The following is an 18,567-nucleotide window of genomic DNA, read 5'->3' as shown; positions in this document are numbered from 1 at the left end:
TTCCACGACCGCCTGAAAGTCTACCTGCGCGACCAAGGCATCCGTCACGATATCATCGACGCCTGTATCTCTATTCCTGATGGCGCGCCGATGGGCGCGACGCCAGCCAATGACGACCTGACCTTGCTGGTCAAACGGGCAGAGGCGCTGGCGGCGACGCTTTCCACCGACGACGGGGAAAACCTGTTGCAGGGGTTCAAGCGCGCGAACAACATCCTGACACAGGCCGAGGAGAAGGATGGTGTGGAATATTCTTATGGCGCCGACCGCAAGTTCGCCGAAGACGCGGCGGAAATCGCCCTGTTCGACGCGCTGGATTCTGCGGATGCAAAAATAGCACCCGCGATGGCAGCAGAGGATTTCAGCACCGCGATGACCGCTATGGCGGCACTTCGCGGACCGATTGACCAATTTTTCACCGATGTGCAGGTGAATGCCGACAGCCAGATTTTGCGTCGCAACCGGCTTAACCTTTTATCCCGTATCCGAAATATCTGCCTTTCCGTGGCAGATTTGACAAAAATAGAAGGTTGACAGAAAAACTGTCACCTTCGCTTTACGTCCTGATACTTCCTCTTCTATGCTGCGCGTGAACAATTGATCGGTGCCGCAGTGCAGCAACGCCCCATGAATACGCAGCTGACGCTGATCACACCCACCGCGCCGATGTCGGCGGCGGTGCATGGTGAGCGCGCGAAATGCCTGCAACGCTTGATCCGGCTGGATATGCCGGTGCCAGTGACTGTCGCTCTGCCGTTTGATGCGGTGCGCGATATTGCACAGGGCCGGATGCCCGATATGGCCGCACTGATCGCGCCCTTTGGCGACCGGCCGCTGTTGTCGGTGCGCCCTTCCAGCCTTGACCCCGACTGGGGCGGGCCGGGGGCGATTTTGAACATCGGGATGAACGCGCGACGCCTTGCGCAGATGAAGGAAACGGTTGGCGCGCGGGCGGCAACGGCGCTTTATCTGCGGTTCGTGCAGTCTTACGCGATCCATGTGGCGCGGCTTGACCCGGATGCGTTCGATTTGCCCGATGTCGCGGACGAGGCCAGCTTGCATACCATGCTGGACATCTATGAAACCGAAACCGATGAACCCTTTCCCCAAGATCCCGCCGTGCAATTGGCCGAGGTGTTGCGATCTATGGCGCGCGCTTGGGAAGGAACAACCGCCCGGCTGTTGCGGCAGGCCAAAGGTGCTCCCGCCGATGCAGGGCTGGGGCTGGTGGTGCAGGCCATGGCGCTGGGTGTCGGGCCGGGGGAATGTGGGTCGGGGGTCATCCAGTATGTTGATGAAACCACCGGCCTGCGGCAGATCAAGGGCCGCTATCTGGGTCAAAGTCAGGGACGCGAGGCGCTTGGCGATGTGGAAGGCGCGATTTATCTGACCCGCGATGACCGTGGGCCGTCATTAGAAGAACATTGCCCTGCTACATTCGCCCAACTTGTCGCCTATGGCGATTTGTGCCGGCGCAACCTGCGCGAGGAAATGCAGGTCGAATTTACTATCGAAGACGGGCATATGCATATTCTGGATGCGGTGCGCGTGCAGCGCAATTCACGTGCGTCGGTGCGCATTGCTGTCGCCTTGGCCGAGGATGGGATCATCCCGCGTGAAGAGGCGCTGATGCGGGTGGAACCGGCGGCCTTGTCAGAATTGCTGCACCGTCAGGTGGACCCGCGCGCAAAACGCGACCTGATCGTGCGCGGTATCGCCGCCAGCCCCGGTGCGGCTGCAGGGCGCATCGTGCTGACGGCGGCTGATGCGCAGGCAAGTGCGGCGCGCGGTGAACCCTGCGTGCTGGTGCGCCGCGAAACCACACCAGAGGATATTCGCGGCATGCACGCCGCCCAAGCCGTGCTGACCATGCGCGGCGGTGTCACCAGCCATGCCGCCGTGATTGGGCGCGGCTTGGGCGTGCCCTGTGTCGTGGGCGCATCAGAGCTGTCGATTGACCGCAAGAACGGCAAGATCATTGCCCCCGATGGCCGCAGATTCGCTGCCGGTGATGTGATCACCGTTGATGGCACCACGGGGCAAGTGATTGTTGGTGAGCCCCCGATGCTAGAGGCGGCATTGGATGATGCGTTCAAAACCCTTCTGCACTGGGCGGATGACGTGCGCGATATCGGTGTGCGCGCCAACGCCGATACCCCCGCCGATGCGCAAACCGCCCGCAATTTTGAAGCCGAAGGCATCGGGCTGTGCCGGACCGAACACATGTTCTTTGAAGGTGACCGTCTGGGTGTGATGCGCGAAATGATTTTCGCCGAAAGCAGCGATGACCGCCGCGCGGTGCTGGACCGTCTTTTGCCGATGCAGCGGGCCGATTTTCAGGCGCTGTTCGGGATCATGGCGGGTAAATCGGTTTGCGTTCGGCTGTTCGATCCGCCGCTGCATGAATTTCTGCCGTCCGACAAACAGGGCCTGCGCGATCTGGCTGAACAACTGGCCCTGCCTTTGGCTGATGTGACGGACCGGGTCGATGCCCTGAGCGAATATAACCCGATGCTGGGGATGCGCGGCGTCCGGCTCGGCATTGCGATCCCCGAAATCTATGACATGCAGGCGCAGGCGATTTTCGAGGCGATGGCCGCCGTAGGCAAGGCCGGCACCGATATCTCGGTCGAGATCATGATCCCGCTGGTTAGCGCCATGCGCGAGGTTGAACTGGTCAAGGGCCGTGTCGATGCGGTCGCCAATGCGGTGCGGGCCAAGACGAAATCCACGCTCGATTATCATCTAGGCGTTATGGTCGAGACACCCCGCGCCGCGTTGCGGGCGCAGGATATCGCTGAACATGCCGAATTTCTGTCATTTGGCACCAATGACCTGACGCAAATGACCTATGGTTTGTCACGCGATGATGCAGGGCGGTTCATGTCCGCCTATGTGCAGCAGGGTGTCTATGCAGAAGACCCGTTTCATACGCTCGATATCGAAGGCGTGGGTGAATTAATCGCCATTGGGGCCGAGCGCGGGCGCCTTGGGCGGCCCGATGTCGTGCTGTCGATCTGTGGCGAACATGCCGGCAGCCGCGTCGCGATTGAATTTTGTCGCGCGCATGGATTCGATTATGTCTCTTGTTCGCCATTTCGGGTGCCGGTAGCACGTCTGACTGCCGCTCAATCTGCCCTACAGGACAGGCAAGATGATGAAAATTGGTCCGGGCTGTGATGCTTTAGCAACTTAGTAGGAATATTTGCGCTGCAATACTGACCTTATCGGCCATGTCTTGCCGTGTTGGTCATCGTCCCGGCCCCAAGGGGTGGACGCCTAGTTTTCTTTCCCCTAAGACACCGGCGCCTGCGTGGGGCTGAGCCGCGTAGTATCTGGTGGGGCCTGAAATGACGATTTCCAAAGCGGTATTTGCCGCCGCAATTTCTTTGATTGTATCCTTTTCGGTGTCAGACGCGCGCGCTGATGAACTTCTCGCCAGCCGTTTGGGTGCCCTTCTTGGGCAGGAACGGCAGGCTTTATCGGTTGTGCCTGACAACCGGATGACCCTTTTGACCCGCCTTCCTTCAGCAGATGAACGTGGCCTGCAGACGCAGACTGCCGTCGTCTATGACGCAGGCTTTTTGGCGTCACGGCCCCCTGCGGATGGCGGAGAGCAGTGGGAATGTTTGGCAAAGGCACTGTATTTCGAAGCACGCGGTGAAAGCGTGCGTGGTATTTTTGCTGTGGGTGAGGTGATTTTGAACCGTGTGGACAGCAATGCCTATCCCGATACCCTTTGTGACGTGATCAATCAGGGAACAGGGCGACTTTATGCCTGCCAATTCAGCTATACCTGCGATGGCCGCGCAGAGGTGATCAGCGAACAAACCGCTTGGGAAAATGTCGGCAAGGTTGCGCGCCTGCTGATTGATGGCGCGCCGCGCGAACTGACGGATGGGGCGACTCATTATCACACCCGGGCTGTCAGCCCGTCCTGGGCCAAGCGGTTTCCCCGCACTGCGGCAATTGGATCGCATTACTTTTACCGCCAACCAACCCGCACTGCATCGAACTAAGCGTCGCTGGTCGCACGGATGCGTCGCCCGGGATGCTTGCCCCGGTCGGTTGTGGCTAGTATCCCGCAGAGGATAACGCTTTTGACCGGACCCCGCGTATGACCGATGATATCCGCCTTGCCTTTGCCCATCCAAGCGAACGTGCCGAGGCCAGCAACCATACCCCCTGCGACCGGATTTCCCTGCGCGATTATGTGGTCGAGGTTGAAATTGGCGCATTTCAGCAAGAACGCGGCACCCTGCAACGTGTCCGTTTCAACGTGGTGGTCGAGGTGTCGCCCCTGACCGGCCCGACCGATGATGATGTTGACCGTATTCTGTCTTATGACCGCGTGACCGAAGCGATCACAGCGGAACTCCACGCCGAGCGAATCAATCTGCTGGAAACGCTTGCCGCCCGTGTGGCCGAACGCATTTTGCAAGAGCCGCAGGCCGAACGGGTTTTCGTGCGCATCGAAAAGCTGGATCGCGGGCCGTTCGCACTGGGCGTTGAAATCGTGCGCGCGCGTGACGGTGCGGCCCCCGCAGGTCAGTTACATGCCGAAGCCCCGCATCCACGCGTCGTCTTTATGTCCAATGCGGCTATAAACTCTGATAATTTGACGCATTGGATAGACCAGCTTATCAAAAGTGATCTTTCCTTGATCTTGTGTGTGGGGGCTGATGACCGGCCTGCACCACAGGCGGTGCATGCCTTGGCGCAACGCCGCATTGATTTGCTGGCGATTGAACAAAACGCCTGGGTGCTGGCGGCCCGTGACCCACGCTGCATGGTTGTCGGCACACGCACGGAACTGGATTGGGCAATGAAGAACGGGCAAGCCTGTATCTGGGCGCCGTCCAAGATTGTGCTGGATGCGGTTGACGGCCCCTCTGCCAGTCCGCGAAATGCTGTGGCGCTGGTGGCGTGGTTTGCGGCAGAAATGCAGGCGCGCGAATTGCTGGTCATCGACGCGGATGCCCCTGCAACAGATGTGCCGTTGCGCTGCGTTGATGTGACCGTGATGGATTTGACATGAATTATTATCGACCGTTGGTGCATTGCAGTCCTGATCGCCCTGCAGACGCGCTGACGCTGGCGGGCGGCTGGTGCTGGTTCCGCGATGTGGCGCTGCATCGGCGTGACGCGGCCCCGCAAACCATCTTGGCGGCTGACCTGCCCGCCGATGTGCACGACCGGCTTACCCGGGCCCGCGTGCCGGTCGCCGGTTTGACGATCAACGCGCCCCGCCTGATGGGGATTTTGAACGTCACGCCAGACAGTTTTTCTGATGGTGGCCTGTTTGCTGACGCAAAGGCGGCCCTTTCCCATGCGCAGGCAATGCAGGCGGCAGGTGCGGACATCATCGACATCGGCGGCGAAAGCACGCGCCCCGGTGCCGCCGATGTGTCTGTCGCGCAGGAAATCGCCCGCACCGCTCCTGTCATTGCGGCGATCCGGGCGCAGTCGGATGTGCCGATCTCGATTGATACGCGCAAGGCTGACGTGGCGCGCGCGGCAATTGCGGCGGGCGCGGGTCTGGTGAACGACGTCGCGGCCTTTGGCTATGATCCGGGTTTGGCCGACGTCACAGCGCAGGCCGGTCTGTCTGTCTGCCTGATGCATGCGCAGGGCGATCCGGCCACGATGCAACAAAACCCGCGCTATGATGATGTGCTGCTGGATGTCTACGACTTTTTGGCGGCGCGCGTTGCCGTGGCTGTGGCAGCGGGCATCGCGCCCAGTCAGATCATCGTTGACCCCGGCATCGGCTTTGGCAAAACGCTGGACCATAACCTGACGCTGCTGCGCGGACTGTCGCTGTTTCACAGTCTTGGCTGCCCGATCTTGCTGGGGGCGTCGCGCAAGCGGTTCATCGGCACGATCGGCAGGGCAGAGGTGGCACCTGACCGCATGGCCGGTTCGGTTGCCGTTGCGTTGCACGGTGTGCGGCAGGGGGTGCAAATCCTGCGGGTCCACGATACCTATGAGACACGTCAGGCGATAGATCTTGAAATGGCGATCAACGGGACAATGATATAATGACACGCACGCTATTTGGCACCGACGGGGTGCGCGGCAAGGCGAACAGCTATCCGATGACGGCGGATATGGCGCTGCGGATCGGCGCTGCGGCTGGGCGCTATTTCCGCAATGACGGATCGAACGGCCACCGCGTGGTGATCGGCAAGGATACGCGCCTGTCGGGCTATATGTTTGAAAACGCATTGACGGCGGGGCTGACCAGCACCGGCATGAACGTGCTGCTACTGGGGCCGGTGCCGACGCCTGCGGTGGGTCTGCTGACCACATCCATGCGCGCCGACATGGGCATCATGATTTCGGCCAGCCACAACCCGCATAACGACAACGGGATCAAGTTTTTCGGCCCTGACGGCTTTAAATTGTCCGACGCTGTCGAGGCCGAGATCGAGACGCTGGTCGCAGCCGGTGTGGAACCGGCGCAGGCGGGAAACATCGGCCGCGCCAAGCGGATCGACGATGGCCGGTTCCGCTATGCTGAACGGCTCAAGGCGACATTCCCGGCGGGAATGCGGCTGGACGGGCTGAAGGTGGTGATTGACTGCGCCAATGGCGCCGCCTACCGCGTCGCACCAGAGGTGCTGTGGGAACTGGGCGCGACCGTGATCCCCGTGGGTGTCAAACCCAACGGGCTGAACATCAACGATGGCTGCGGATCGACCAATACCGCGCTTGCCGCGCAGACGATCCGCGACACGGGTGCCGATGTGGGGATTTGTCTTGATGGTGACGCTGATCGCGTGATGATTCTGGATGAAACCGGTGCTGTTGCTGATGGTGATCAGATCATGGCACTGATGGCGGGTCGCTGGGCTGATCTGGGCCGGCTGAACCAAGGCACGCTGGTGGCGACGGTGATGTCCAATTTGGGGCTGGAACGGTATTTGCAGGGCCGTGGTCTGCGGCTGGAACGTACCGCCGTTGGCGACCGCTATGTGGTCGAAGCGATGCGCGCGCATGGCTGGAACCTTGGCGGGGAACAATCGGGCCATATCGTGATGACCGATTATGCAACCACCGGCGACGGGTTGCTGGCGGGCTTGCAGTTTCTGGCGGCGATGATCGAAACCGGCCAGGCTGCCAGCGCCTTGCGCCGGCAGTTTGAAACCGTGCCACAAATGCTGAAAAATGTGCGCTTCGCTGCGGGGCACGACCCGCTGGCTGACACTGCCGTCTGCAAGGCGATTGCTGACGCCGAGGCGAAACTGGCTGGCAAGGGCCGGTTGCTGATTCGCAAATCAGGAACAGAGCCGCTGATCCGCGTGATGGTGGAATGCGAAGATGACGCGCTGCTTTCGCAGATCGTGAACGGGATCGTCGCCGAGGTGGAAGCCGCCGTTTAAGCCCGAAACAGGCGAAATACGTTGCGCGACTGGCTGACAGCCAGCCCCAACAGGATCAGGCCAAGGGCGGCGAAAAACCGCAGCGGCAGCACCTCGTTCAGGATCAGCACGCCAAACAGGACCGACCACAGCGGTACCTGATAATTGACCAGCGTCATGAACACCGACCCTGCCGTGCGGATCGTCTGCACCCGGATCAGCGCGGCAAGCGCGGTGGGCAGAAATCCAAGAAAAAGGATCGCAAGGCTGGTGCGCGGATCAACCCATGTTGGCACGCCTTCGAACAACAGCATTGCGGGGATCAGCGCAGACGCGCCGACGCATAACAACAGCGCCGACATCACGATGGCATCCATCGGCGGGCAGCGCCGGGTCAGGATACTGGCAATCGCATAGGATAAGGCCGCCGCGATACAGGCCAACTGGCCCAGCGGTTCGATCCCGGTGCCGATGCGTAGCACACCCGGCCCGATCAGCACAGCCGCCCCCACGAACCCAAGGCAGACACCCAAAGCATTGCGCACAGTCAGCTTTTCATCGGTAAACACATGCGCCAGCGGCAAGACGAACAAGGGCAGCGCGGCCATGGAAATACCCGCAAAGGCCGATGGCACATATTGTTGCCCCCAACTGAGCAGCGCAAAGGGCACGGCGGTGTTCAGAATGCCGATGACAAACAGGTATTTCACCAGTGTTGGCGTCAAGACAGGCAGGGGGCGGCGCAGCGCCCGCATCAGCGCCAACAAGGCCAGCGCGCCCAGTGTCGTGCGCGCACAGGCCACCGTCAGCGGGCCGTAGCCTTGCAATGCGATGGACACGACCATGAATGTGCCGCCCCAGATCAGGCCAAGGGCGATAATGGACAGCCAGTTGAACGGGGTCGGTTGCGCGGTCATGTTGCGGGTCCATGCGTGAAAAAGGCGCCCCGGATCGGGGCGCCCCTTGGTGTAAGGTGGGTCATGACCACCTTGCGTTTTGATCAGTTCTTGGCTTTGTCGACCATCTTGCCTGCGGAAATCCACGGCATCATGCCGCGCAGTTTTTCGCCGATCTGTTCGATCTGGTGTTCGTCGTTGATCCGGCGGGTCGCCTTGAAGAACGGCTGGCCCACGGCGTTTTCCTGCATGAAGTCGCGCACGAATTTGCCGGTCTGGATATCGGTCAGCACGTCTTTCATGCGCTTTTTGGTTTCCTCGTAAGGCAGGATGCGCGGACCAGAGACATATTCGCCGTATTCGGCGGTGTTGGAGATCGAATAGTTCATGTTGGCGATGCCGCCTTCATAGATCAGGTCGACGATCAGCTTCACCTCGTGCAGACATTCAAAATAGGCCATTTCGGGTTCATATCCAGCCTCGACCAGCGTTTCGAATCCCATGCGGATCAGTTCGACCAAGCCGCCACACAGCACCGCCTGTTCGCCAAACAGGTCCGTTTCGCATTCCTGACGGAAATTGGTTTCGATGATGCCGGAACGCCCACCGCCGATAGCGGAGCAATAGGACAGGCCCAATTCCATGGCCTTGCCAGATGCGTCGTTATGCACCGCCACAAGGCAAGGCACACCGCCGCCTTTGGTGTATTCGCCGCGCACCGTGTGGCCGGGGCCTTTGGGTGCCATCATGATGACATCGACGCCGGGCTTGGGCTCGATCAGGCCGAAATGCACGTTCAGGCCGTGGGCGAATGCGATTGCTGCGCCGTCTTTCAGGTTGTCGTGGACGTATTTTTTGTAGGTTTCGGCCTGCAATTCATCGGGCATGGTGAACATGATCAGGTCGCACCAAGCCGCAGCCTCGGCGATGCCCATGACGGTCAGGCCTTCGGCTTCGGCCTTGGCTTGACTGGGCGAGCCTTCGCGCAGGGCGACGACAAGATTTTTCGCGCCGCTATCGCGCAGGTTCAGCGCATGGGCGTGGCCTTGCGACCCATAGCCCAGAATGGCGACTTTCTTGTCCTTGATCAGATTTACATCGCAATCGCGATCGTAATAAACGCGCATGGTGGCGGTCCTTTTGTTCAGGTTGCTTTGGCGCTGTTGTAACCAAGGTTGTGCCGGGTTGTGAATGATGGATTTTGAAGTTTTTGGCCAAGATGAAGATTGTTATGTGCTCTAAACTGAAATACGCATAATTTTATGCTTGATGATCTTGATCGCCGCCTTTTGCGCCTGTTGCAGTCCGACCCCGCCCAAGGGGTGCCGGAACTGGCTGATGCGGCGGGGATGACGCCCGCGCGCGCCACGCGGCGGCTGGACCGGATGCGCGAGGATGGCGTGCTTTTGGGTAGCCAGATCGTGATTGACTGGGCGACACTGGGATACGAGGTGGATGTCAGCCTGCGCATCACGCTGGACAAGACCGTGCCGCGCGCATTCGATGAATTTCTGGCCGCCGCCCGCGCGGTGCCCGAGGTGATCGAGATCCAGACATTTCTGGGCCGTGTCGATGTGCGCCTGTCGCTGATTGCCCGTGATCTGGCCGATTATCAGCGCATTTATCGCAATGATGTGCTGACCCTGCCGCATATCGCCGATATCGAGGCGCTGATGACACTTGCCAACGTCAAGGCCGATGACCGGTTGCCGTTATGATGCTGGATGATCTGGACCACGCAATCCTGCGGGCGCTGCTGGTGAACGCGGATCAATCCACCACGCAACTGGGCCAGAAACTGGGGCTAAGCCAGCCCGCCACATGGCGCCGTATCCGCCGGTTGCAAGACGCAGGTGTGATTGCGGGGCGGCGGTTACTGCTGGATGCGGAAAAGCTGGGGTTTGGCGTCACGGTATTTCTGGGCATCAAGCTGGCCACCAAGGGCCGCATCAGTCTGGAAGATTTCGAACGTGCCGTCGCCGCCATCCCCGAAGTGCAGCGCGTGGAACACATGCTGGGGCTTTATGATTACCGCCTGCGCGTCATTGCCCGCGATCTGGCCGATTTCGAACGTGTGCTGCGCCGCCGCATCATGACCTTGCCCGGCGTGGGCAACGTTGAGGCGAATGTGCTATTATCCGAAGAACGCAGGCCGGGGCCATTATGACGCCAATCGGAAACGTCAAAGCCGCATCCCTTGGCTGCATGGCCGAATTAGGCTTTGATCTGGGGCGCCGATTTCCTTAGCCCTTGTGCAACGCAAAAGGAGAGTGACATGGACGGTATGCAAAGCACTGTGGACCCTGACGGGCTGATGGAATTTTCGGTGGTGTTCACCGACCGGTCGCTGAACCATATGTCACGAGCGTTTCAAGGCGTGATGACCGATATCTCGGCCATGCTGAAAGAGGTGTATCACGCCGATCACGTGGCCCTTGTGCCCGGCGGTGGCACCTACGGGATGGAGGCGGTCGCGCGCCAGTTCGGCAATGACGCGCATGCGTTTATCGTGCGCAACGGTTGGTTTTCCTATCGTTGGAGCCAGATTTTCGATGCCGGCCAGTTCACCTCGCAAACCACGGTAATGAAGGCGCGGCGGGCCGGAAACGGGGCCCGCGCCGCCTTTGCCCCCGCCCCGATTGGCGAAGTCGTGGCCGCTATCCACGCCGCAAAACCCGATGTGGTGTTCGCCCCCCACGTGGAAACATCCGCCGGCATCATCCTGCCCGATGATTACCTGACAGCCCTTGCCGATGCCGCCCATGCGGTTGGCGCGATCATGGTGCTGGATTGCATCGCATCGGGCTGTGTCTGGGTCGATATGCAGGCGACAGGCGTCGATGTGCTGATCTCTGCCCCGCAAAAAGGCTGGTCAGCTACGCCGTCAACGGGGTTGGTGATGATGTCGCAGCGCGCGGTGGACCGGATGGCAGACACCACGTCGAATTCCTTCGCGATGGACCTCAAGAAGTGGCACAGCATCATGCAGGCCTATGAAAACGGCGGCCACGCCTATCACGCGACGATGCCCACCGATGGGCTGCGCGCGTTCCGCGACACGATGGTCGAGACGAAATCCTATGGTTTCGACAAGTTGAAAGAACAGCAATGGGCGCTGGGCAATGCGGTGCGCAAGGTGTTGGCTGACAAGGGGGTGCCATCGGTCGCCGCCGCAGAGTTCGGCGCGCCGGGTGTCGTGGTCAGCTATACCGATGATCCCGATATTCAGAACGGATCGAAATTTGCAGCCCAAGGCATGCAGATTGCTGCCGGTGTGCCGCTGCAATGTGATGAACCTGCCGATTTTCGCACATTCCGGCTGGGGCTGTTCGGTCTGGACAAGTTGTATGATGTGAATGGCACGCTGGCGCGGTTGGTGCCGGTGCTGGACCGCGTGATTTAACGCGCGCCCAGCCCCAGTTGCATCAGCGTGCGGCGCACCGGGGTGACCCCGTAAAGTGCGGTGATCCCCTTGGCGCGTAACTCCTGCGCCAGCGGGCTGCCCGCGATGGATGCGCGGTTCAGCGCGTCAATCCCTGTCACCCGCAATCTGATGTCGGGGTGGCGGCGGCGGGCGTAGGTATCCAGCATTTGCGGGCTGCCCAAGGCGTTAGGCGTAGCTTGCGCCAGTTCCAGCAGGCAATCGAGATCGCGTAGCGACATGTTCAGCCCCTGTGCGCCGATGGGGGGCATCACATGCGCGGCCTCGGCCACCAATGCGGTGCGCGGGGCGGTGATGGCCTGTGCGATCTGGCTGATGATCGGCCAGACCATGCGCCGCGATGCCAGCGTCAATAGCCCATAGTGATAGGCAGATCGCGCGCTGGCAGCAGCCTCGAATTCGGCATCGGGCAGGGCGGCGAGGCGGGTAATTTCCGCGCCCTTGTCCATCCAGACCACGGCAGAACAGGGTTTGCCATCATGATCGGGCAAGGGGACCAGCGTGAAAGGACCGCCGGATTGGTGAATTTCGGTCGAGATGTTGTCATGCGGGGCGTCATGGGTCACGGCGAAAGTGACCGCCTTTTGTCCGTAACGCATTGTTTTCACACCTATCCCATTTACCACACGCACGGGTGATGCGCGCCCGTCGGCCCCTATGACCAGTTTTGCGACAATCTGACGGCCATCGCTAAGCGTCACCAGCGCTTCTGTTGTGCGCGCGACCATGCGGGCAAATCCCGTGCCGGGCCGGAAATTGACATTCGGTAATTCTGCCAGCCGTGCCACCATTTCGCGCCGCAACAGCCAGTTGGGCAGGTTCCAGCCGAACGGTTTGTCGGAAATATCCGCCGCGTTGAAATCACGCACGACGGGCGGTGCAGTTGCCGCATCGACGATGCGCATGACCTGCAAGGGGGTGGCGTGGGGCGCTAGCCTGTCCCACAGGCCCGCCGTGGCCAGAAACTGTTGTGCGGGTTGCAGAAATGCCGTGGTGCGCAGGTCTGCGCCATCGGCGTCTTGCACCGTGATCGGCGGGGCCGGGTCCACGATAGTGACGGAAAAGCCCGCCGTGCCAAAGGCCGCCGCCGCCGTCAGCCCCGCGACGCCGCCGCCAGAGATCATAATATCTGTTGTGTTTCGTTCCATGATCAAGACATAGGGCGCTTGGCGCGGGCGGGAAAGACCGGGCGCACCACCTGCGACAGAAAATCCGTCAAATCGCTGGTCTGGTGGTGGATGTGATCGGCGGTATCGGGCTGGGGGTGCACAAGCACCGTGCGCATTCCCAGCTGGTGCGGCACCGCCAGATTGCGGGCTTCATCCTCGAACATGGCGGATTTCTGCGGGGTGATCCCGTCTTTGGTAAAAACGGTGCTGAATGCCGCCGCGGTTGGTTTCGGTTTGAAATCGGCATGTTCCACACCATAAACCGCGTCAAACTGCCGCGTCAGCCCGCGCGCGGCCAGCACCCGTTTGGCATGGTTGTGCGACCCGTTGGTGAAAACGACCTTGCGGCCGGGCAGGGCGTCGATGGCCCGTGCCAGCCCCGGATCGGGCCGCAGGTGGCTGATGTCGATGTCATGCACATCGGCCAGAAATTCATGCGGATCAACGTCATAATCCGCCATCAGCCCCGCCAGCGTAGACCCGTGGCTGCGCCAGTATTCCACGCAAAGCTGCAGGGCGCGGTCATGGTTCATCCCTGTCAGGCGCGTGACATAGGCTGAAAACCGGGCATCCATAAGCGCGAACAACCCCGCCGAAGGGGGATAAAGCGTGTTGTCCAGATCAAAGACCCACGTATCGATATGTGTGAAATGTGTTGCAACCATACGGACAGGTTAGGGCCGCAGCAAGGGCGGTGCAATCGCTTTGGCTTGCCTGTGGGGGGGTAGGGAGCCTATATTAGAGCAGTTACACAAGGGCTGACCCGATGCATGACCAGCGCACGTCGCACAAAGATGCCTATTCGCTGATTCTCGAAGCGATCGACAGCCATCTCTACAAACCCGGTGACCGCTTGGTTGAAAGCGAACTGGCCGACCGTTTTGGCGTGTCGCGTACCCCGATCCGCGAGGCGTTGCAAAGGCTGGAAACGCAATCATTGCTGACGCGCGATGGCCGGTCACTGATTGTTGCGTCACTGGATCATTCGCAAATGTCCGAGCTTTATGTCGTCCGTGGCGAATTGGAAGGGCTGGCGGCAAGGTTGGCCGCACGCCACGCGACCCCTGAAGAGGTGCGCGTGCTGCGCGACATGTTGGAAGAAGATCAGAAACTTGTCGGCGACCCGCAGGCGCTGAGCCGGGCAAACCGCCGGTTTCACAAACAGATCCATCTGGCATCGCACAATCGGTTTCTGGTGCAACAGCTTGATCTTGTGCATCGGTCCATGGCGCTGCTGGCAACCACGTCACTGGCCGCCGACGGCCGCACGACAGGTACCTTGGAAGAACACGCGCGCATCGTCGAAGCGATCGAGGCAGGCGATGGTGTTGCCGCCTATGATGCCCTGCGCGCGCATATTTCCAAGGCGTTTGTTACGCGTCTGAAACTGGATGCGCAGGCGGTCGAGGCGGCAGAGTAGCCTTGCTGCTTGGCCATTCCGCAGGCAAAAGTACGCCATGCGCAGTTTTGTCCCAGTAAAACGGTTTGGTCGCCAGTTCGAAAATACCCTTGTATGCGGCAAGTGCTGCCAAAGGAAAATAGAACTGCAAGGTGACCGCCCATATCATCAGCTTTGCTTTGCCCGCCTTGCGCAGGGCCAGGGCTGATACGGCGAACCCGGCGATCTCGGACGATATGAACACGCCCACGATCGTCCAGAATGCCCAGCCAGAGATGATTGCCCGCAACGGATGATCAAAACCAAAAGGAAGCAGCCAGAAGGTCCAAAAAACCGGGGCCAGCACAAATTGTGACAGCGTGCCCAGAAACAGAAGTTGCAAACCGAAAAAACGCCAGGCGCCAAGGTCGCGCCACAAGCGCGCCGGGTTGCGCATATGCACCGCATAGGTGATCGCATAGCCCTTGAGCCAGCGTGATCGTTGCTTGATCCACGGCCAGACGCGGCCGTTCGCCTCTTCCTCGGTAACGGTCGGGATAAGGGCCGTGCGATAGCCATGCCGCGCCAGCCGCACGCCAAGGTCTGCGTCCTCGGTGACGTTGTGGGCATCCCAGCCGCCCAATTCTTCCAGCACGTGACGGCGGAAAAACAACGTGGTTCCTCCCAAGGGCACAACAAGCCCCATCCGGGCCAAGCCGGGCAGAATCACGCGGAACCAACTCGCGTATTCAATAGCAAAGCAGCGCGTAAGCCAATTTGTTGAGGCGTTATAATAGTCGAGTATGCCTTGCACGCAGGCGACCTGCGGGCCGGAATTGGCGAAATGATGCGCCACCTTGCGCAATTGGTCTTTTGCAGGGGCGTCTTCGGCATCCCAGACCCCGATAATGCTGCCATGTGCGAAATCCAGCGCATAGTTCAGCGCGCGGGGTTTGGTCCTGATAGTGCCTTTTGGCACGACGATCGCACGCATCCATGTTGGCAAGGTGGTTTGACCCAACGTGGCACGCGTCGTCTGATCGTCAGCTTCCAGCACCAAACAGATATCCAGCCGGTCGCGGGGGTAATCAAGCGCACGCAGGCGGGTGAGCAAATGATCGGTAATGGCGGTTTCCTGATAAAGTGGCACCAACACGCTGATGACCGGCAGGCGCACGGGCGTGGCGACCTGTGGTAGCGATGGCGCACCCCGCCAGCCAAGATAGCCGGCAACAGCGCGCAGCATGGTGTTCAGAACAAGCACAAGGACCGCCCAACCCGTCAGCGCCGCCAAGATCCCACGGGGGGCGATGACCCCCAAAACCACCACCCCTGCAATCCCCGCCAAACCTGCCGCAATAGCCGTGTCGTTGTTCCAGTTGCGGCAACTTTCCCTTTCGGGGGCACGCGTTTCGGCGCGGCTGACAAGTTCGGTCGCATATTGGTCGGTAATGCTGCGGTCAAGCTGGTCCTGTGTGGTGATCGCAATGCGCAATGGGCCAAAGATGGCCTGCAAATCGGCCTGATGGCGGGCAAACAGGGTGGGGGACGGGGTAAGAATGATCGTTGCGCCGCCGACTTGGCGCCATGGCATCATCTTGTTGTTCAAACAGGCCGCGGCACCATAGCGCCGGATCAGTTTTTGGTCAGGCAGGCGGGCGACCGGGTTGATCAATTGTGTTTGCCAATCAGCGGCAAGCTGTCGGGCAATCGCATATTGCGACCGGCCGGCAATCTGCACACCATCGGCGGCAGTATCGTCTTTTGCCGCGCCCGTGGCTTGCGACCCTGTATCGACCTGAACCATGCGTCACCCTGTTTAATAAGGCTCAGCATGCGTAAAGTTGGTTAAGGATCAGTTAAATTGGTCAATTAACCATTGCAGCGCGGGTATCCATTGCCTGCACAAAGCGCTCGAACAGGTAATAGCTGTCTTGTGGGCCGGGGCTGGCCTCTGGGTGGTATTGCACGCTGAACACCGGGCGATCCGCCATGCGGATGCCGCAATTGCTGCCGTCAAACAGCGATATATGCGTTTCGACCACACCGGCGGGCAAGCTTTGGCTGTCTACTGTGAACCCGTGGTTCATCGAGGTGATCTCGACCTTGCCGGTTTCCATATCCTTGACCGGGTGGTTGGCCCCATGATGGCCGTGGTTCATCTTGATGGTTGTGGCCCCCAATGCCAAAGCCAGCATCTGGTGGCCAAGGCAAATCCCAAACACGGGCAGGTCATGGTCCAGCACATTCTTGATCATAGGCACGGCATAGGTACCAGTCGCCGCAGGGTCGCCCGGCCCGTTCGACAAAAACACACCGTCAGGGTCCAGCGCCATCACCTCTGCTGCCGTGGCAGTGGCAGGCATGACGGTCACGTCGCAGCCTGCGCTTGCCAGACAGCGCAGAATGTTGCGCTTGGCTCCGAAATCAATCGCGACAACTTTGCGCCGCGGCTGGTCCTGGGTCTTGTAACCTTCGGGCCAGGCCCAGCGCATCTGGTCCCAGTGATAGGATTGCGCGCAGGTAACATTCTTGGCCAGGTCAAGCCCCACAAGCCCGGGAAAAGCGCGGGCCCTTTGCACCAATGCCGCAATGTCGAAATTGCCATCAGGGTCATGCGCCAGCGCGACATGCGGCGCGCCTTGCTGGCGGATGGCACGGGTCAGGCGGCGCGTGTCAATTCCGCCCATGCCGATGCGTCCGCGTTTGGCCAGCCATGGGGCCAGTTCTTCGGTGGCACGCCAGCTTGACGATTGCGTCGGATCCCATTTGACGATCATCCCTGCTGCGACCGGATCAGCGGTTTCATCGTCTTCGGGGTTCACGCCGGTGTTGCCGATATGCGGAAAGGTAAAGGTCACGACCTGGCCCGCATAGGACGGATCGGTCATGATTTCCTGATAGCCGGTCATGGCGGTGTTGAAACACAACTCGGCCACGGTTTCACCGGTTGCGCCAAATCCCGCCCCGTAAAAAAGAGTACCATCAGCAAGCGCCAGACAGGCCGTCGGTTTCTGCGTCATGCGAACTCTCCTTTTGGTCAAATTGGGCAGGGTGTACGAGGGCAGGGCGGCAGGGTCAAGGTGGGAATGCCCCCTTGGAAATAAGGGATGACGCAGCGGTAGCATTGCTTGTCACGCGGAAGGCGGGGCGATAGACTTTGCGCTTACGTTATGCAGACCAGCAGGATTTCTAATGAATATACGCGAACGGGTCACGGCGGCCCTGAAAGATGCAATGAAGGCAAAAGAGGCAGACAGGCTGTCAACCTTGCGGCTGATCAATGCGGCGATCAAGGACCGTGATATCGCACAGCGCGGCACCGTTGAGGAAAAGAGTGGTGTGACCGACGCCGATGTCATGGCCATTATGAGCCGGATGGTCAAACAGCGGCTGGACAGTGTGCGCGCATATGAAGAAGGCGGGCGGCTGGAACTGGCTGACAAGGAACGCGCCGAAATCAAGGTGATCGAGGAGTTCCTGCCCAAACAGCTTTCTCCTGCAGAGGTCGAAAAAGCAGTGGACGCCGCCATCACCGAATCAGAGGCGACTACGATCCGCGATATGGGCAAGGTGATGGCCGTGCTAAAGACACGCTATACCGGGCGGATGGACTTTGGCAGCGCAGGGCCATTGGTCAAAGCGCGGCTGGGCTAGGTCTGCGCCCTTACTGCCCTAGGCCGGCGGTTGATCGCGAAGCGCAGTTTTCAACTGATCATAAAGCACCAGCCGTTCGGCAGCATCTAAAAACGCACCGATTTCGACCTCGCGATCGCCGCCGCGCAGGGTGATATAGTTTTCGACTGGCCCGCCTTTGGGATGCAGATGCACTGTCACCCAATATCGGTTGGCCTGCCATTGCTGTGTCGGGCCTTTGGGATTGTGGCGCGTCAGATAGGCGGTGGTTTCATCCACGGTTAATTCTTCCAACACCTCACCACGTTTGTAACTGACGTTCAGTGCTGTCCATAACCCCCAAAGCATCGCCAAGAAGAACGGCAAAAGCCCCCAGAGCACCGCCGTGCCCAGCACTGTGATCAGGGGCAGGGCGACAATCGTGGCAGTCGCGCCGATGAACAGCACGAAATCACGACGCAGCAATGACCGATACGGCCAAAGGCTCAGTTGCCAGTCAACGGTGCGCTGGGGTGGTTCTGGGGTCCATTCATAGGGCATGATCTTACCGATTTTAGCGCAATATGGCGCTGCTGCTGTCGGAGCGCCATGCGTAAAACTGTCACCCTATCAAGGGCGACATGAAAGGCGCGATTCCAAGGCGGGCAACAGACTTTTGATCTCGTGCGTTGGTCCGGGTTGC

At 60.1% G+C, this 18,567-nt stretch carries 18 protein-coding genes; 11 read left to right on the top strand and 7 right to left on the bottom strand.

The genetic code is table 11. From position 1 onward, the window contains the following. The 6 genes from IBX59_RS11320 to glmM form a co-directional block, all read left to right on the top strand. The coding region (locus tag IBX59_RS11320; RefSeq protein WP_296375545.1) for a DALR anticodon-binding domain-containing protein at positions 1 to 534 on the top strand (534 nt) is incomplete at its 5' end. Positions 535 to 627: 93 nt separating this feature from the next. Continuing rightward, entirely contained in the window at positions 628 to 3,180 is a 2,553-nt protein-coding gene (locus IBX59_RS11315) for a putative PEP-binding protein (RefSeq protein WP_296375543.1), read from the top strand. Between the two features lie 170 nt (positions 3,181 to 3,350). Further along, positions 3,351 to 4,019, top strand: a complete 669-nt coding sequence (locus IBX59_RS11310; RefSeq protein ID WP_296375541.1) for a cell wall hydrolase — start codon at positions 3,351 to 3,353, stop codon at positions 4,017 to 4,019. A 98-nt stretch (positions 4,020 to 4,117) separates the two neighbouring features. Continuing rightward, positions 4,118 to 5,038: a dihydroneopterin aldolase gene (locus IBX59_RS11305; RefSeq protein ID WP_296375539.1), complete on the top strand. Its 921-nt coding sequence runs from the start codon at positions 4,118 to 4,120 to the stop codon at positions 5,036 to 5,038. Then, entirely contained in the window at positions 5,035 to 6,042 is a 1,008-nt protein-coding gene (gene folP, locus IBX59_RS11300; protein WP_296375537.1) for a dihydropteroate synthase, read from the top strand. Before IBX59_RS11305 ends, folP begins: the two co-directional genes overlap by 4 nt. Next, the gene (gene glmM, locus IBX59_RS11295; protein WP_296375535.1) at positions 6,042 to 7,385 is read left to right on the top strand and encodes a phosphoglucosamine mutase; all 1,344 of its coding nucleotides are present in this window, start codon (positions 6,042 to 6,044) and stop codon (positions 7,383 to 7,385) included. Before folP ends, glmM begins: the two co-directional genes overlap by 1 nt. On the opposite strand, the gene IBX59_RS11290 is transcribed toward glmM, so the two are convergent. Then, positions 7,382 to 8,281: a DMT family transporter gene (locus IBX59_RS11290; RefSeq protein WP_296375533.1), complete on the bottom strand. Its 900-nt coding sequence runs from the start codon at positions 8,279 to 8,281 to the stop codon at positions 7,382 to 7,384. The two genes, glmM and IBX59_RS11290, sit on opposite strands and share 4 nt — an antisense overlap. A gap of 83 nt (positions 8,282 to 8,364) precedes the next feature. Then, entirely contained in the window at positions 8,365 to 9,387 is a 1,023-nt protein-coding gene (gene ilvC, locus IBX59_RS11285; protein WP_296375531.1) for a ketol-acid reductoisomerase, read from the bottom strand. A gap of 135 nt (positions 9,388 to 9,522) precedes the next feature. Here ilvC and IBX59_RS11280 point away from each other — a divergent pair, with 135 nt between their 5' ends. The 3 genes from IBX59_RS11280 (at position 9,523) to IBX59_RS11270 (ending at position 11,663) form a co-directional block, all read left to right on the top strand. Beyond that, positions 9,523 to 9,978 carry an Lrp/AsnC family transcriptional regulator gene (locus IBX59_RS11280; RefSeq protein ID WP_296375529.1) on the top strand — a complete coding sequence of 152 codons (456 nt, stop codon included), beginning with the start codon at positions 9,523 to 9,525 and terminating at the stop codon, positions 9,976 to 9,978. Then, positions 9,975 to 10,427 (top strand): Lrp/AsnC family transcriptional regulator, encoded by a 453-nt coding sequence (locus tag IBX59_RS11275; protein ID WP_296375527.1) that lies wholly within the window; start codon positions 9,975 to 9,977, stop codon positions 10,425 to 10,427. Before IBX59_RS11280 ends, IBX59_RS11275 begins: the two co-directional genes overlap by 4 nt. A gap of 108 nt (positions 10,428 to 10,535) precedes the next feature. Further along, positions 10,536 to 11,663, top strand: a complete 1,128-nt coding sequence (locus tag IBX59_RS11270; protein WP_296375525.1) for an aminotransferase class V-fold PLP-dependent enzyme — start codon at positions 10,536 to 10,538, stop codon at positions 11,661 to 11,663. Here the strand turns inward: IBX59_RS11270 and IBX59_RS11265 are convergent. Then, positions 11,660 to 12,850: a UbiH/UbiF family hydroxylase gene (locus IBX59_RS11265; RefSeq protein WP_296375523.1), complete on the bottom strand. Its 1,191-nt coding sequence runs from the start codon at positions 12,848 to 12,850 to the stop codon at positions 11,660 to 11,662. The genes IBX59_RS11270 and IBX59_RS11265 overlap by 4 nt on opposite strands. Before the next feature lie 2 nt (positions 12,851 to 12,852). Continuing rightward, a complete protein-coding gene (locus IBX59_RS11260) occupies positions 12,853 to 13,536 on the bottom strand; it encodes a pyrimidine 5'-nucleotidase (protein WP_296375522.1) in 684 nt (227 codons plus the stop codon). A 101-nt stretch (positions 13,537 to 13,637) separates the two neighbouring features. Here IBX59_RS11260 and IBX59_RS11255 point away from each other — a divergent pair, with 101 nt between their 5' ends. Continuing rightward, positions 13,638 to 14,291, top strand: coding sequence for a GntR family transcriptional regulator (locus IBX59_RS11255; protein WP_296375520.1), 654 nt, complete (start codon positions 13,638 to 13,640; stop codon positions 14,289 to 14,291). Here IBX59_RS11255 and IBX59_RS11250 read toward each other — a convergent pair. Both IBX59_RS11250 and carA read right to left on the bottom strand, forming a co-directional pair. Further along, positions 14,245 to 16,056, bottom strand: a complete 1,812-nt coding sequence (locus IBX59_RS11250) for a glycosyltransferase (RefSeq protein WP_296375519.1) — start codon at positions 16,054 to 16,056, stop codon at positions 14,245 to 14,247. The genes IBX59_RS11255 and IBX59_RS11250 overlap by 47 nt on opposite strands. Positions 16,057 to 16,117: 61 nt before the next feature. Continuing rightward, positions 16,118 to 17,272: a glutamine-hydrolyzing carbamoyl-phosphate synthase small subunit gene (gene carA / locus IBX59_RS11245; protein WP_296375517.1), complete on the bottom strand. Its 1,155-nt coding sequence runs from the start codon at positions 17,270 to 17,272 to the stop codon at positions 16,118 to 16,120. Positions 17,273 to 17,444: 172 nt separating this feature from the next. On the opposite strand from carA, the gene IBX59_RS11240 reads away from it, so the two are divergent. Next, positions 17,445 to 17,906, top strand: coding sequence for a GatB/YqeY domain-containing protein (locus IBX59_RS11240; RefSeq protein WP_296375515.1), 462 nt, complete (start codon positions 17,445 to 17,447; stop codon positions 17,904 to 17,906). A gap of 18 nt (positions 17,907 to 17,924) precedes the next feature. Here IBX59_RS11240 and IBX59_RS11235 read toward each other — a convergent pair whose 3' ends face one another. Beyond that, the gene (locus IBX59_RS11235) at positions 17,925 to 18,425 is read right to left on the bottom strand and encodes a DUF2244 domain-containing protein (protein WP_296375513.1); all 501 of its coding nucleotides are present in this window, start codon (positions 18,423 to 18,425) and stop codon (positions 17,925 to 17,927) included. Between the last annotated feature and the right edge of the window lie 142 nt (positions 18,426 to 18,567).

It is taken from the genome of Yoonia sp. (genome assembly GCF_014859355.1).
Taxonomy (GTDB): Bacteria; Pseudomonadota; Alphaproteobacteria; order Rhodobacterales; family Rhodobacteraceae; genus Yoonia.
The sequence above is the reverse complement of the archived record's forward strand: the minus strand, read 5'-3'. Positions and strand labels throughout refer to the sequence as shown.